Source organism: Vibrio navarrensis (genome assembly GCF_000764325.1).
Taxonomy (GTDB): domain Bacteria; phylum Pseudomonadota; class Gammaproteobacteria; order Enterobacterales; family Vibrionaceae; genus Vibrio; species Vibrio navarrensis.
The window spans coordinates 2,547,720-2,564,051 of the sequence record NZ_JMCG01000001.1; the positions used below are offsets into that span (position 1 = coordinate 2,547,720).

Annotated in this window: 12 protein-coding genes; 5 read left to right on the top strand and 7 right to left on the bottom strand. The window is 46.5% G+C overall.

Going from position 1 to position 16,332, the window contains the following annotated elements; all coding sequences use genetic code 11:
* Window positions 1-58: 58 nt before the first annotated feature.
* The gene (locus EA26_RS11350) at window positions 59-1,141 is read right to left on the bottom strand and encodes a site-2 protease family protein (protein ID WP_039429040.1); all 1,083 of its coding nucleotides are present in this window, start codon (window positions 1,139-1,141) and stop codon (window positions 59-61) included.
* Between the two features lie 367 nt (window positions 1,142-1,508).
* Here EA26_RS11350 and EA26_RS11360 point away from each other — a divergent pair, with 367 nt between their 5' ends.
* From EA26_RS11360 to EA26_RS11370, 3 genes are all read left to right on the top strand, one after another.
* Window positions 1,509-2,747: a porin gene (locus tag EA26_RS11360; RefSeq protein WP_039427541.1), complete on the top strand. Its 1,239-nt coding sequence runs from the start codon at window positions 1,509-1,511 to the stop codon at window positions 2,745-2,747.
* A 22-nt stretch (window positions 2,748-2,769) separates the two neighbouring features.
* Window positions 2,770-5,244, top strand: coding sequence for a VolA/Pla-1 family phospholipase (locus tag EA26_RS11365; RefSeq protein WP_039427543.1), 2,475 nt, complete (start codon window positions 2,770-2,772; stop codon window positions 5,242-5,244).
* Window positions 5,245-5,459: 215 nt separating this feature from the next.
* Entirely contained in the window at window positions 5,460-6,017 is a 558-nt protein-coding gene (locus tag EA26_RS11370) for a PhnA domain-containing protein (protein WP_039427545.1), read from the top strand.
* A 100-nt stretch (window positions 6,018-6,117) separates the two neighbouring features.
* Here EA26_RS11370 and EA26_RS11375 read toward each other — a convergent pair whose 3' ends face one another.
* The 4 genes from EA26_RS11375 to EA26_RS11390 form a co-directional block, all read right to left on the bottom strand.
* Window positions 6,118-7,020, bottom strand: coding sequence for a DMT family transporter (locus EA26_RS11375; RefSeq protein ID WP_039427547.1), 903 nt, complete (start codon window positions 7,018-7,020; stop codon window positions 6,118-6,120).
* Window positions 7,021-7,152: 132 nt separating this feature from the next.
* Window positions 7,153-7,344 (bottom strand): hypothetical protein, encoded by a 192-nt coding sequence (locus tag EA26_RS11380; RefSeq protein WP_039427549.1) that lies wholly within the window; start codon window positions 7,342-7,344, stop codon window positions 7,153-7,155.
* A 277-nt stretch (window positions 7,345-7,621) separates the two neighbouring features.
* Window positions 7,622-8,659: a TerC/Alx family metal homeostasis membrane protein gene (locus tag EA26_RS11385; protein ID WP_039427551.1), complete on the bottom strand. Its 1,038-nt coding sequence runs from the start codon at window positions 8,657-8,659 to the stop codon at window positions 7,622-7,624.
* A 465-nt stretch (window positions 8,660-9,124) separates the two neighbouring features.
* Entirely contained in the window at window positions 9,125-10,885 is a 1,761-nt protein-coding gene (locus EA26_RS11390; RefSeq protein ID WP_039427553.1) for a bifunctional metallophosphatase/5'-nucleotidase, read from the bottom strand.
* A 246-nt stretch (window positions 10,886-11,131) separates the two neighbouring features.
* On the opposite strand from EA26_RS11390, the gene EA26_RS11395 reads away from it, so the two are divergent.
* A complete protein-coding gene (locus EA26_RS11395; protein WP_039427555.1) occupies window positions 11,132-12,766 on the top strand; it encodes an ATP-dependent endonuclease in 1,635 nt (544 codons plus the stop codon).
* A gap of 207 nt (window positions 12,767-12,973) precedes the next feature.
* On the opposite strand, the gene EA26_RS11400 is transcribed toward EA26_RS11395, so the two are convergent.
* Entirely contained in the window at window positions 12,974-13,447 is a 474-nt protein-coding gene (locus EA26_RS11400) for a DUF1097 domain-containing protein (RefSeq protein ID WP_039427557.1), read from the bottom strand.
* Between the two features lie 214 nt (window positions 13,448-13,661).
* Entirely contained in the window at window positions 13,662-14,567 is a 906-nt protein-coding gene (locus EA26_RS11405) for a LysR substrate-binding domain-containing protein (RefSeq protein WP_039429042.1), read from the bottom strand.
* 261 nt (window positions 14,568-14,828) lie between these two features.
* On the opposite strand from EA26_RS11405, the gene focA reads away from it, so the two are divergent.
* The gene (gene focA / locus EA26_RS11410) at window positions 14,829-16,280 is read left to right on the top strand and encodes a formate transporter FocA (protein WP_039427558.1); all 1,452 of its coding nucleotides are present in this window, start codon (window positions 14,829-14,831) and stop codon (window positions 16,278-16,280) included.
* The last annotated feature ends 52 nt before the right edge of the window (window positions 16,281-16,332 follow it).

Sequence of the window (16,332 nt, forward strand, 5' to 3'; positions counted from 1 at the left end):
GGAGCTCTTTGTTTTTGCAAGCCATGTTTTTTCAGGTAATGTTTTTTGCAGACATTATTTAACTGCCGAGAATCAGCAGTGGCAGGCGCATCAACTCATCGCCTGTAGACGCAAAATGCCAAATGATGGCGACAAAGCTCATTACCGACACAACGTACCAAGTAAAAGAAATTGTCTGACCATTGCGTGTTAAGGGTAAAAGATGGCTGTTATGTCGGCCTCGCCACTCAAGCACTATCTCTAACATCCCCATAACCAACAAAAAACCAAACAGGGTTAAGCCGAAAGTGTACGAAAGATAAACGCCAGCCGCCGCCGTCAGTACGCCCCCCGCCAAGCCGACCCAGCTGTTCATCGAAAAAGTGATGCTCTTGAGCACATGTCCGCCATCCAAGGGTAAAATTGGCAGCAAGTTAAACAGGTTTAGCAAGGCGTTAAACACGGCTAAAGCGGCAAAAAACATCTCTCCGGTCAACCAATAGATCAACGTCAGCAGCACACTCAATATTAAGCCAAAGAACGGCCCCATGATGGAGATAACGACATCCTGCCAGCGAGTGTTAATTTTCTCATCACTGAGCGCCATACCACCAAAAAATGGGATCAAATAAAACCCTTTGGTTTTCATGCCGAAATATTTCATCGCTCGTACGTGACCGTACTCATGGATCACCAAACAGGCAATCAATGCTAAGGCAAACTGAAAAGAGAACAGCCAAGAGTACGCCGCCAAACTCATCGACGCTAACGCTACTTTAATCAGCTTGGCACTCTTTAGCGCTTTCATTCCCAGCGAAACCAAGCCGATCAGGCTGAACTTACGCGGTTCTTGCCTTGGGGTAAGCGGCGTTTGCTGCTCGATGTCCTTTTCTCTCCGAGTACCTTGAGCGCTTGTCTCGCCATTGACTAAACAATGATAGTGAAACTCAAATGGCTGCCAATGTAACTCTCCCTTTACTTCACAGCGCAGCTCCGCTTCACCTGCCATTAACACGAACTGGTGATGGAAAGCGGCATCTTGCCCTTGCGTTGCATCGATTTGAGACACTAACGCGTTATCCCAAAAAAGTTGCTGCCACCCAGCCATTGACCCTTCTAAACGTAAAGGACGGCCAAGAAATTCAATATGTAGTAGTTCCAAAATTAGACCTGAGATAAGCGAAGTCAATGGTTGGCATTATGCCTTTGTGCAGGAGAGGTGAAAAGAGATGAAATTGGCATAAACGCCTCTCTGTCTGATGATTCTTATAAAAAAGCACTAAACAATTCTGGTCGTACCATTCTTAGAAAAAAAATCTACATAATACAGCGCCTTATAAATTGTCATTTGACCTATGCATCAAATCTAATGCTTAAAAGAGCAGCAAACTTTGACAAGTTTATAAACATTCACTTAACATTACATTTACATTGCAGACTCATAGACGCACTCTTTGTGTTTGCGCTACACAACAAACAACAATTACAAGGACTTCAGTCCACAATTATGAACCCTAGGAGGGTCAAGGATGAATAAGAAGCACTGCTCTCTGCTTGCAATCTCAGTATTGTTTGCGTGTCATGCTAATTCCGCCGGCTTCCAAGTTGCGGAGCATTCAGCATCAGGCCTTGGCAGAGCATTTTCCGGTGAAGGTGCCGTCGCCGACAATGCCTCTGTACTCGCTCGCAACCCAGCAGCGATGACTCTTTTCGACGTAGCGCAGTTTTCTGGCGCTATCTCTATCGTTGACCCTGAAGTCAACGTCTATGACAAAACCAGCAAAGAGCAGTCTGACGACGTGGCTCCGCTACAGGTTGTACCAGCGGCTTACTACATCAGCCCAATAAACGAAAAATGGGCATGGGGTATTGGCCTGTTTACTAACTATGGCGTGGCAACCGACTACCCCGACGATATTTCAGCAGGAGATATGGCGGGTGACACGGCACTGGTTTCTGTTGGTCTCAATCCCAATATCGCCTATCGCGTCAACGAAGCATTGAGCGTCGGTGCTGGGGTTAACTTCGTTTATGCCCACGCGGAGCTGACCCGCCATAAAGGTTCACTTGCTCCTCTATTTGGTTCTAATGATAAATCTGAAAACTTGATTGGTATGACTGGCACAACTTTTGGCTATGGCTGGAACGTTGGCGCGCTGTATGAACTCGGCGAAAGTACTCGTTTTGGTTTCGGTTACCGTTCTAAAGTCGATCTTGATTTCGATGATGGTGAATTTAGCAGCTACGATTCTGGCATTGCCACTTCAGCTAAAGTCGATGGCCGTTTGCAAATCAGTCTGCCAGCGATTATGGAACTCTCCGCTTATCATCAGCTAAACGATCAGTGGGCGATGCATTTAGGCTGGCAACAAACCGATTGGAGCACGTTTACCGAGCTCAAAGCAACCAGCCCAGATTGTAAAAATGGTGTGTGTTTCTACAAGCCGGAAAAATACGAAGACAACAACCGTTACTCTGTTGGTACTACCTATGTGATGGATGAAACTTGGACCTTCCGAGTGGGTTTTGCCTTCGACGAACAAGCGGGTAAAGCCACCTTGAGTATTCCTGATAGTGACCGTACATGGTACAGCGCAGGTCTGACTTACAACATGAGCAAAAACATGACGCTAGATGCGGGTTTTGCGTTAGTGAAAAGTAAATCAGGCCCATTTGAAGAGACCAACGCGGCGGGTCAAAAGTTTGAATTCGACGCAGAAGGTACCGCGTACATCAGCGCAATTCAAATGAACTACACCTTTAACTAATCAGGATTGACGGAGTAACACAATGAAACACACATTTAAGCTATCGCTGCTATGTTCAGCAATCCTGCTCGCTGGTTGTGGCGATAACACTGAAAGCTCAGGAACTACAGGAAAGGTTACTTTTGAACCAAACGTACAAACACTTCTGGGGCGTGACGCTTCAGTCAAATTCGTTCTAAAGGGTTCTTCAGCAGATGTGCCTTTGCCTTCCTTTTTACTTTTTGACACTAATGATCACACTTTAAACATACCTATAAGTGCTGGCAAATCTAGCAGCTTAGATAACCCCGAAGTCGCGATGGGTGAATCGGATGGTTGGAGTACCATCATGCCATTCAGCATCAACTTCAACTTCGCTGATGGTGTGACGTTACTGAACGATACCGTTGTGATCAATGGCTCGCCATTTAGCCAAAATCTCAATGCGGGCATTCGAGTTGCAAAGGTTGATGTTGACCTAGCGACTGGAGCAATGACTAACTTTACTGCACTAACTCCTGGTGTTGATTTTCTTGCCGTCACTACCGATTTGAAGAGCATTAAAGTCCTTCCTCTCAAAGGTCTAGATCCTGCTTCAAACTACATCTATGCACTTACAGATTCGATCAAAGATAGCAACAACAACCCGTTAGGTACATCCAGTTCATATGCAAGCTTGAAAACTTCAACAGCTCAATCTGGATTATTGGCGGCACCACAAAAAATTATCTGGAACATTGAAAAAACCTTCGAAGATAACAATCAAGTCACCAGCAAAGATGAAATTGTTTACTCTTCTTGGTTTACGACTGCATCAGCGGGCAATGTAATGCAAGGAACAAAAGCAGCGATTGCCGCCTCAGTGAATCCTGCTGTTAAGCCTGCTGGTGTTTGGAAAGGAACCGCGAACCCAAACAACCTCTCAGCTGACGAGCTCAACTCGCTTTACAGCATTGACGCAGACGATGCTGGTGCCGATTTCGGCGCAGCAGTCACCAATGACCCACTTTTCAAAGCGGCATTTGGTGATGACAAGGCCAACGCACTAAAGAATAGTTACGAGGAGTTAACAGCTGCCGTACCGACACTAGATTCCATTCAAGTTTTTCGTGGTACGGTCAAACTGCCCTACTTCTTGAGTGATCAAGTCAATGGTAAAGAGTGGAAAACACAACCTTGGCGCAGTGGTATGCCAAGTGTGTTTAAGATCCTAAAGACCTTGAGTTCAGGCTCTAACGCTGATAAAGCAGCGATTAGCCAGCAGTTAATCGATTTAGGTTTTACGGATCTGCCAGCTCAGCTCTACTCTGTTCAGCATCAAGCACTTCTTGTTGGTGCGAAACTGACATTGGCCGATGGCACTCAACTGGATGCTGATCGAATTATGACCAGATACAGCGCAGTTCCACAAATTCGTGCAGTGAAAGAGGTTCCTTTCATTATTTTTGTTCCTAAGGGAACGGGCACGGACGACGTACCGTTACTGCAATATCAGCACGGAATTACTAATCTTAAAGAAAGCGCTTATGCTTTGGCATTAAGTCATATCAGTACCGCTATTAAAACGGGTAAAACACCTTATGCGTTAATTGCTATTGATCAACCATTGCATGGACAACGTGCCTTGTCTGATGGCACCGTAACAACGCCAAGTACGCCTACGGTCTTTATGAATCTTGAATACTTGCCAGTGGCAAGAGACAACATTCGCCAAGGTGCTATTGACGGATTAGGGCTACGTTACGCATTAAACTACGTAGATCCAGCGGAAGTGGCTTTCCAAACAGTAGACCAAGCCAATGTTTCTCTTATTGGCCACTCTATCGGCGGCATTACTGGTATTAGTAGCTATGCTGTTGCTAATACATCAGTTAATCCAGCGATTGATTCAAAGTTTAGTTACAAGACAGCAACATTAGCCAATCCGGGTGGCGGTATTGCACCGTTCTTGCTTGAATCAGAGTCATTCTCGCCAATCATCAAGCACAGTATCACGGCTACGGCAGTACCAAGTTACTTAAATTACTACGCGAATACATGTCCGACCAAAGATGACCCAGGCGCTTGTTTCAATAGCTTCTATAGTGATGCAGATGCCGAAACGAAAAGTACCATCGATAATACTTTGACCTCATTCACTTACGCCGCCCAGACCGTGTTAGATAGCGTTGACCCATTCAATATCGCCTCTCAAGTAAGCGGATCTCTGTTGGGTATTCAAGCTAATGGTGATGCAACTATTCCTAATAAAGTGTCGAACATTCCGACAGCGGGTACAGAGCCACTGTTTAAGAAACTCGGATTAGTGAATACGGCTACTGATGCCACTGGTACACGTGTCGCTTCGTACTTTGATGAGTCATCCAATGCAACCCACTCTACGGTAGTTGCTCCAGGATCGGGGGAAGAACTCGCTCATGGTGAAATGAGCTCTCAGATTGTTCAGTTCACACGCACCGAAGGAAACGGTGACGGTTCGTTAACTGTTAACGCAGGTTTGCTAGACGCGAGCAAGTAATCCCAAGATTACCGTGTTGAGTCAATGCCCAGTGTTCTCTATGACACTGGGCATTTTATTAGAGGATATATAAGTTGAGCATTTGTTACTTAACCGAATCCTCTTTTTAGATGGGAAAATCTGTAAAATACTCACTTTAATTTTCTAAACCCTTTTAATTCTCAGGATAAAGTGGATAATACCGCCTCAAATTAATACTACTAAGGTGAGTTCTCATGTCTATCGAAGCAACTCTGCTGGATCGTTGCCAGTCTAAATGTGAATTGTGTTCTTCTGATTCTTCGCTATCGGCCTACCCGGTACCACCGCACACTCACGTGACTGTGGATACTGCGATTATGGTCTGTGACAAGTGTTTGAGCGAAATCGATGAGCCAAAAGACATTAACCACTGGCGTTGCCTAAGCGACAGCATGTGGAGCCAAGTGCCAGCCGTTCAAGTGACAGCATGGCGCCAACTGACTCGCCTCAACACCGAAACTTGGGCTCAAGATGCACTCGACATGATGTACATGGAAGAAGAGCAAAAAACTTGGGCGATGAAAGGCATGTCAGCAGATGACAAAACCGTTGACTGCAATGGCGCTGAGCTAAAGAAAGGTGACGATGTTACTGTTATCAAAGATCTGCCAATTAAAGGCTCCAACCAAGTGATCAAACAAGGCACTGTGATTCGTGGCATCAGCCTGAGCGATGACCCTAAACTGATCTCTGGTAAAGTGAATGGTGGTCAGTCAATGTACGTGATCGCAGAATACTGCCGTAAGAAATAAGCCGTGCTCGTTTCAGAAATTAGGCGTCTCAATGAGGCGCCTTTTTTATTTTTCCGTTAGATGGCATAGCCCCAAACCGCCTCATCCGAGCGAGATCACCTTACCGAGCTTTTTGCCAAAATCCACCCAATTTAGCGCCAAAAACATTAATCAACGCACCAAGCACAATCAATGCCCCGCCGAGGAAAGTCCAAAAAGAAGGGATTTCGTTAAATAACCATACCCCTAACAACGCAGAAAAGACGATTTGCACGTAAGAATAGGCAGACGCTTTCCCAGCGGTTTGCGTTTGCATTGCCTTGGTTAAACCAAACTGGCCAATTTGAGTAAAGATACCGACTAAAACCAAGGCAAAAACCAACCAGAGATCCGGAAGAACAAAGTCATCACCAATTAAAAGCGACGCTGTCGGCAGTGCGACCAAGGGAAAGTAAAAAATGATCACTGAGCTGTCTTCGGTGCGGCTTAACTTTCTCACTATCACATACGCTATTGAGCTACCGAATGCACCAAGCAAGGCGATAGCAACACTGAACATCGGCAACTCGTTTGCCGCATGCTGACCAAGTGTTGGGTAGACCATGCAAAAAAGGCCGAGTAAGCACAGCCCAATGCAGGCCAGAGTGGATATCTGAACCCGCTCTTGCAAAAAGAGGACGGCCAAAAGCGCTGTAAACACCGGGTGGACGTATTGCAAAATAGTAGCTTCAGCCAAGGGCAAGGTGGTCACTGAGTAGTAAACGCACATCAGTGCAACGGTACCAACCGTGCCACGGGCGAATAGCAGTGCTTTATTGTTGCCCCAAATCGAGATGCGTTTTCTTTTTACATCCGCGTAACTGAGGATAAGAGACACCAACGCACGCGCGGCGACAATCTCAAACAGCGGAATACCATGCACGCTGACGTATTTCACACTGGCTGACATCAGCGCAAAGCCCAACGCAGACAAAAGCATATAACGCACGCCAACAGGCAGCCAGGATTCGAGTTTTGCAGACATAGGAGGAAGGAGTAAGAATAATTTGCGTTACTGTATCACAGCGGGTTAGCCACAAACCACGCCTTTACCGCATCAGGAGCAGAAAAAATAAAAGCCGACATTGGCATCGGCTTTTGTTTTCTTTGCGCGAGATTAACGGTACATACCGATATCTCGTTGCAGATGTACTGGCAATTCTTCTGCGTAATAACTGCGCTGAGCACTGTTATCGACAAAAAGAATATCCAATAGGTGAGCAATCAATCCTTTGAAGTTAACCGAGTAGGTTCTCTTATCCATAGAGGTTGGTAAAGCTACATTGTTGATGTGCATCGCTTGTGCCATGATTGCCTCTCTTAAAATCTTTCAACTTTTTCGTTTCGTTGGCCAAATAATAGGGCTTTTTTTCATGGTCAAAAAATGACTATTTTTAACCATTCGGATTATTTTTTCTAATGAAACAAGCCCTTAACACACACCAAGATTAACCAATACTCTTTTATGCATTAAAATTCAAAATTTAGCCAATATGGCTGCATAAACTCAAAATTAGCACTTAACCAAACCGACGCATTTCACATATTTTTCACATTAAATATTTTTAACTTCACTTTTAACACCATCACCTCTCACTATTTTGATTAGTTATATTAAGGCTAATAAGCGCTTGCTTAGCCCTATTTTGATTTGCCTTGAGAGAAGCCACAATGGCTGATGTCATAACAAACAGCAGAAAACTCAGAGACCACAATGTTGGGATCTCATACACAGAACCAACCAGCAGCATTTTCACCCCTATAAACACCATGATGATCGACAAAGCGGGTTTTAGGTAAACGAACTTATCCATCATGGCTTGCAGTACAAAATAGAGTGAGCGTAGCCCCAGCAGAGCAAACACATTCGCCGCAAGAACGAGAAACGGCTCTTGAGTGACGGAAAAAATAGCCGGAATAGAGTCCAAAGCGAACATCACATCCATCACGGCAATCACAGTGATGACAATCAGCATCGGCGTGGCAAACCACTGCCCTGCGCGTTTCACGATCAGCGATTGCCCATGAAAAGTGTCGCTCACTTTGCAATAGCGTCGGAGCAAACGTTCTGGCAACGGGTTGAGCGACGTTTGTTCATCTTTCTCCCGAGCCAGTTGAATGCCTGTCCAAATCAAAAATGCCGCAAACAGATACAAAATCCAATGGTACTGTGCAAGAAGCTGCGCGCCGACAGCAATCATGATGGCTCGTAGTATTAAAGCGCCGATCACGCCCCAGAGCAAAGCACGTGGACGCAGCGACTCTGGCACTTGGTACTGTGCAAAAACAATGGCAAAAACAAATAGATTATCGACACTTAGCGATTTTTCTAATAGATAACCCGTTATGAAAGCCATCGTCGCTTCTTGGTGACTATACGGGCTGTTGGGAACGTAACTGTCCCAGCAAAGAAAAATGGTCGCGGCAAAAGCAAACGCCAAGAGAAACCACATTAAGCTCCAGCCCAGTGCGCGGCGCATCGAAATAGAACCGCCGCGAGTTTGCCAAATATCAAGAGAGACTAAAACAAGGGTGAGCAATGCGAAGCTGCCGTACATCGCAGCGCTGCTGGTAAAAAACGGCGTAGATTCAGCCAATAGCGAAGTAGATACAATCGGGGACATGGTTTCCTCCAAGGGCAGAAGGAACCTTATAGTTCGGGACCTTCCGCAGACAACAAATGTCGCCAAAGCCTTAGGCTTTGACACTCTGTGCATGCGTTGGTCTCGTTAAAGTGACTATCACAGCCGCAAGCCGATTGGCTCAACTGGATAAACACCTTTAATTGCCGGAAAGGCCTTAGCCTAACGGGATGACGACAAATAAACTTGCGCTAACTACTCCCCAAACCCAGCTATTTTATTCCACTCTTGTCAGCGGATCCAGAATGAACCTCTAAATAATCTTCTTGGCCTAAAACAAAAGAGAGCCGAAGCTCTCTTGATCTGTTTTGGCTACATGCCGCCTAGCGGAACTAGGTATACCAGCGTTGACCATACAGCCACCCAACCGACTACCACGGCAGTGTCCATCCAATCTTTATTCCACATATCCGTTTCCCCCATTTTTTGCAGGAAACACAGCAAACTCTATACCAGTTTTAACCTGTTGGACGAAACACTCACAGACTCATTTAGCACATTCGGTACATCTTGCAGGTATTCTATAAAACAGTCCGCCATCGATAGCGTACTGACAAAACCATCACCTTTCATCTCACCCAGCGCTTCGTAGCCCTCTTTGCCTTTCATTGTATAGGCTGACGATGTGCCGCGATACCAAACATCGGCGTCGACATTCTGCCAATGACCCGAGTTCAAGATTTGCAAGTTTTCAATCCGTTGTCCCATCGGGTTATGTGGCTGATAATCAAAGCGCAAGCCGTAAGTGTATGGATAGCTTCCGGAGCCCGTACCTTCAACACCATTATTCGTAGCGTTATTAATCGCACCCTCAATAGCCGCGGCAATCGTCTTCCCCTGCACATCATAAAAACCGACAGGAACGGCAAAAGGCAGCAGTTTTCCGGCCACATCGGCCACCGAGACTTCTCCAGGATTTAGCGAGTTTCTGACGCCACCAGCGTTATGTAGCGCAAACTGGACGTTATGACGTCGCTTATTCAGTGCATGGACAAAAGACGCGGCCACGATTGGCGCTAAGGAGCTCGGACCTTCGTCATCAGGAATTCGTACGTGACGTAACTTTTGCTCTGCGTTGGCGATGATCGACTGCTGCAGCTTTCTCACTCGAGGAATGTATTTGTTGTGCATAATATCTTGGATCTGTTCATCCTTTTTGCACACCACCACATTGAGCTGACCATCAATAAAATCGGCCGCTTGATTATACCAATCGCAAGTCCCTTGTTGGTTAAGGCCCGGATCGAGGAACATACGCCGACCAATCAGCAGCTCATTGCGCCCTTGGAAGTTACTCACTCGACCATCGGCTTCAAACTGGATTTCACAGTGGCCCATGGTCATCGAGTGGTAACCTGCTTGCACAATGAATGTCTCGTTAACTTTCAAACCGTAGTCGTCATCTTTTCCGAGTCCGACTGCGCTAAAGTCACCCTGTAACCTGTGACTATGTCCACCGATAATAAGCGCGATGCCATCCACCTGACGCGCCAGCTCAATATCGCCTTCATAGCCAAGGTGACTAAGCAAAATAATTTTATTGATGCCACGATGCTGCAACAGTTCAACCGTATTTCGCGCAGTATCTATTGAATTTTCAAACGGCGTATCCGGATCGGGGTTGGCAATATCGGCCATTTTATCCAGCGACAGACCAAAAATGGCGACGGGTTCACCGTCGATCTCTTTGATGATGTAGTCTGCGGTGCGCGTTTCACTTTGAAAACTTTTTACATTGCCCGCATCACGTAGTGTTAATGCTTTGTCTTGCCGTTCGTGACTCAAGTTCCAGTTACCGGCAAGCAGAGGAAAACGCACCCGGCGGACGAACTCAGCAACCGGTTCATTGCCCATGTCCAGCTCATGATTTCCCAACGCCATCGCATCAATGGCCAAGGTATTGAGCAGATCCGCATTGGCTTTGCCTTTAAATAGCGAAAAATAGAGCGTGCCTTGGAAACAATCTCCAGCGTGCAAGAAAAGAAACCCTTTTTTCTGTCTCTCCGCTTCTTGTTTGATCTGTTGAGCGCGAGTGGCGATGCGAGCAAAACCGCCTGCACTTACGTAAGGTTCAATGAGGTTCTCGCCGAGTTGAATCGCGAGCTGTAATGACGTTGGCTCAAAATAGGAATGAGTGTCATTGATGTGTGCCAGTTTCAGCGTGACTGGCTTATGCGTTTTTATCATAGTCACTTTCTCTCTCTTCATTCCTTTATACTTAGAACAGAATGATGACAGAATCGTGAATTTTATGAAACTCCAATGCAAAAAGAAAAAGTGACTGAGTAGGTTGTCACAGCCTGTTTGTCATGAATGTTTAATAAATCGCCAAGCGCACGCAATTTGTGACTCCATAACAAACAAGCGCTTAGAAATTGACATATGCTTACTAACAGCACCTTTCACTTTACATTCAAATAATTAGTGGTGCAGCGATGTCTCAGGAGGATGCCTATGTTGTTAGAACGGATCGAAGTTGCTGGCTTTCGTGGTATCAGACGGTTATCTCTTGCGTTTGATGAATTGACCACTTTGATTGGCGAAAATACCTGGGGTAAATCGTCTCTGTTAGACGCCTTGTCGGTAGTTCTGCCTCCCAATGGTGTACCATACCAATTTCAGATGTCCGATTTTCATGTCGACTACTCTATTTCTCATCCGCAAACGCAACATCTACAAATTGTGCTCTGTTTTCGTTCCACCGACAGACACGAAAACAAAGCGGGCCGTTACCGACGTTTGAAACCCGTTTGGTGCAGAGATGACAACGGCGATCATCGTATTTTTTACCGTATCAGCGCATCGCGTAACGGCTACGACATTTCAACCAGCTACGCCTTCTTAAATCTTGATGGTTCGACAAAGAATCTTCATCATTCGGGAAAAATTGCCCAAGAGCTGATGTCACTGCATCCGGTGATCCGCCTACGTGACTCTCGTCTGTTTCCGGAGCTGCCAAGCTCGGCTGCCAACGGTAAAAATGCGCGGATTGAAAAACGTATCGACAATACCTGCCGTAGGCTGATGGCTATCCCGGGCCATGTGAACAAGGGAGAAATGCGCAGCAGTTTAAAATCGATGCATTCTCTGATTGAGCATTACTTCTCCTTCAAAAGTGTCAGTAAGAATGACCCGCGTAAACCACGCGATGGCCTGTTCTACAATTCAACCTCTTCTGAAAAAAACCTTAGCCAATTTATAGAAGAGACAAACAGCAAGCAGACCAGGCTCCTTTTGATGGGCTTGCTAAACGCCTATCTACAAGCGAAAGGACCGGGCGATTTACGCCGCTGCGCAAGGCCGATTTTGATCATTGAGGATCCTGAAGGTCGTCTGCATCCCACACATCTCGCTCGCGCTTGGAGCTTGCTGCAAATGTTGCCCATGCAGAAGATTCTCACCACCAACAGTGGCGCGCTGCTGGGTTCCGTGCCGCTGGCTTCGATCCGCCGCTTAATTCGCCAATCGGATCGCACCACCGCCAAATCGATTCAGTCGCACCGCTTTAGCGTCGATGAGTTGCGCAAGATTGGTTTTCACATTCGCTTTCACCGCTCTGGGGCGCTGTTTGCTCGTTGTTGGTTGTTGGTCGAAGGAGAAACCGAGGTATGGCTGTTTAACGAGCTGGCCAATCAATGCGGCTACAATCTAGCCGCGGAGGGAGTACAAATTATCGAGTTCGCACAGTCTGGCTTACGTTCTTTGATCAAAGTAGCGAAAGCATTTGGCATTGATTGGCATGTTGTGACCGATGGCGACGCCGCAGGGAAAAAATACGCCACAACCGTCCGCTCAATGCTTGGTCACGATCAAGCACGGCATCGCTTAACCGAACTACCCGATCATGACATTGAGCATTTTCTATATAATCATGGCTTTGATAAGTTCTTTAAGGACCTTATCAAAATTCCTTACGAACATCCGATCCCGGCAAAAAAAGTCGTCACGCGTGTGTTGAAGAAACACGCCAAGCCCGATTTGGCGCTGGCAATTGTGTCTCACTGTGAACTCAATGGCGTGGAATGTATTCCGGTGTTGCTGCGTTGGACACTAAAGCGCGTGGTAACAATGGCTAATGGTAATACCTAGTTGCATTACTAGACAGTAATGCATTTCAAACAAACATCAGTGCGAGTGATGGCATATATCAGCTTGGCTGCATTTCCCAGCCAAAACACCGAAGAGAAAAAAAGCGCATCTGAAAAGATGCGCTTGTATCAAGTATCATATTGACTGATAGAAAGTATAAAGCGGGATTAAACTCTACACAGGGATACAAAAGATCGGGGGTCTACCTCACGCTTGCCTTGCAAGTGATGTAGTAACTGATTTCTGGTGAAGCCACAGGCCAGATGTTTTCATCAGGTAACCAAATACGCCGCCCAACAACAGTGAAGGGACAACTAACTGCCAGTTACCATCCGCAGCAAATGTTGCACACGAACCGATAAACGTTCCGGGAATGTAAGCCAACCAAGTTTGTTTCGCTTGAATACACATAAGAAACGCCACTACAGCGGTTATCACATAGCCAAGAATCTCAAGGCCAGCGAATGTCGAACCGTAAATGATCACCATCGCCCAAAACACACCTGTCATATTGGTGAGCAAGCTTTCAATCAAGCCCTTAACGCCAGCGTTAGGTGAGGCAAAATAGCTGGTGCATCCTAAGAAGCCAGCCCAAGATAAAAGCCCAAACGAGATGGCAATCCATCCCCAGATACCAGACAGAATGCCTGTTGTCAGCGAAATAGCGACTAATGTACTCATAGTATTCTCGACCCAAACCCGTGAGTAACTGCATGTGCATACTCACAACTCAATCAGGCAACCAATACTAAGTGAAACGCCCCTACCCTCTAGTGACAATGATCACAATAGAGAATATTAAATTTCACTTATTGCATTGATAATTTGACGCAACCGATAAATCAACAGATTTAGGTATGATTGCTTTGAGTCGTAAAACTGAGCTGTACTCTATTTATAACACCGTTGGACGCCCTTTCATCATACGTAGCCCTTCCCGCTTGATACATTCAAGCAGAGGGTTTTCTGCCATATCAGCGCGCCAGATGAAGGACAAGGTCCGTTCCATACTGAGCTCTGGCACATTCAGCGCAACCAGACGCCCCGCTTCGATGTGACGTTCAACGTCTAAATACGGCAAGCACGTCAGGTATGAGCCATTTTCCACCAAACTTCTCAGCACCGGGACGTGTTCGTACTCACGCCACACATCCAGATCTTCCACCAAATGATGAATGGAACTATCAAAAACTTTGCGAGTGCCCGAACCATGCTCACGTAATACCCAGCGAGCCTGTTCAAGCTGCGCCAAACTCACCGTGCCACGTTTGGCAAAAGGATGGTTGGCCGATGCCACCACCGTTAGGTGATCGCGACACCAGACTTCCTGATTGAGCCGATTGTCATCACAACGCCCTTCAATAATGCCGAGGTCGTAGCGGTAGTCCAGCACACCCTCAATGACCCCTTTGGTACTTTTGACCCCAAGAGAAATACGCATCTCTGGAAAGTCGTTATCAATAATGCTGATGAGATCGGGAACCAGGTGTTCCGCGGGGGTCTGACTCGCTCCAAGTCGAATCTCACCACTGAGCAAATGCTGCTCATAAAACCCCATTTCGATTTGCTGCGCGTCTTGCAACAATCGTTTCGCTTTCGGCCGAAGCCACATTCCCCAATGTGTCAAAGCCATCTGCTTACCTTGGCGCTCAAACAGCGGGCGTCCAAGCATTTTCTCCAGTTGAGCTAACGACATACTTGTTGCCGATTGGGTGAGAGCCAATTTATCCGCCGCCTGACTAACACTGCCAGAATCGGCGACGGCATCAAATACTGCCAACTGTTTTAACGAATAGCGCAAAATTTCCTCCCTAAATTCAAGCGTCTCATCAAATTGATGAGCAATGGGTTTCATTTTACGCTTCTCTTTTTACATATCAAAGAATTTGATGAGCTTTCTAAAAATTATCAATTTCACCTCTAGATAACCGCCCCTTAATCTGACTGTGCGGTTCGGGAACACCGCAATCACTAACAACGTCAGGGCTTATAACTTAAGGCTTAGATTAACAAATATAAATGAGCTAAGGAGCAACAATGAATTCAGAAAAAAGGAGTCGATATGTCAGTGGCTACCTCTGAAAACACACAATACTTTTCACCAAAAGAGATGATGGCAGAAGCAGAGAAATTCGCACTCAGTAAGGCGAATAAAACCAGCGCCATGACACTTGGGCTCGCCATTATGGCTGGTGCATTTATCAGCTTGGCGTTTCTTTTCTACATCACGGTAACAACGGGGAGCAGCAGCGCAGGCTGGGGATTAAGCCGCCTGGCTGGAGGGCTCGCATTCAGCATGGGGCTTATTCTCATCGTCATCTGCGGCGGCGAGCTATTCACCAGTTCGGTCCTATCCAGCATCTCTTGGGCAAATCGACAGATCAGCTTTGGCAAAATGCTCACCATTTGGGGAAAAGTGTATGTCGGCAACTTTATTGGCGCGATGTTCTTGCTGCTGCTGGTAACCTCTGCCGGGCTGTATCAAATGGATGGTGGTCAATGGGGATTGAATGCACTCAATATTGCCCAACACAAACTGCACCACACCACGGTTGAAGCATTTTCGTTAGGCATCTTATGTAACCTGTTGGTCTGCTTGGCAATTTGGCTGACATTTAGCTCGGCTAACGCGATGACAAAAGCCGCGATGACCATGTTACCCGTGGCCATGTTTGTCAGCAGCGGTTTTGAGCACTGTGTGGCAAACATGTTTATGGTGCCACTTGGAATCGTCATCGCCAACTTTGCACCGGACGCATTTTGGTCGCAAGTCGGTGTATCGGCCAGCCACTATGCCGATCTCAACATCGGCCACTTTATCACTGCAAACCTCATCCCGGTAACGCTTGGCAACATCGTCGGTGGCGCGGTACTGGTCGGGCTAGCAAACTGGTGTCTTTACCGTCGTCCATCACTAAAAACGGCCAGCATCAGCACAATTACACAAACAACAAACATTACGTCAGTTAAGGAATTTACTATGAAAAACGCTTATATCGTCAAGGACATCATGAATGACGCGCCCGTGGTACTAGGGGTTGAAATGCCGATTGCCACTGCCCTCGATACTTTGTTAGATAATCAACTGGTTAGTGCTCCAGTCGTCGATATCGAAGGCCGTTTGGTCGGTTTTCTCTCCGCTCACGATGTGATGGTTGACCTATGGTGCCAAGATTACATCCCAAGCACTGAGCAAAAAGTGGTGGATCTGATGAGCCGCGATGTGATTGCGATTGACATCAACGACCGCTTAGTCGATGTGGTGGAGTTTCTTTGTATTGATAAAGAGCAGCTTTATCCGACCAGCAGTATGGGCATCGCCACCCGCATGACGTCTCTCTCTTTGGAAGAGCGCGCGAAAAGCATGAAAGTGAGCAAGCCGCACGTCCTGCCAGTGCTGGAAAATGGCAAACTCGCTGGCGTGGTCTCGCGCAAAGAAGTACTAGCAGCGCTACGACCAATCTACGGCGAGCGACTAAACCTAGTAATGTCTCGCGAATTAGAAAGAGCTTAATACGCTCTCCAATACAGCAAAGCCTCCGAAAATGGAGGCTTTGCTTTTTGTT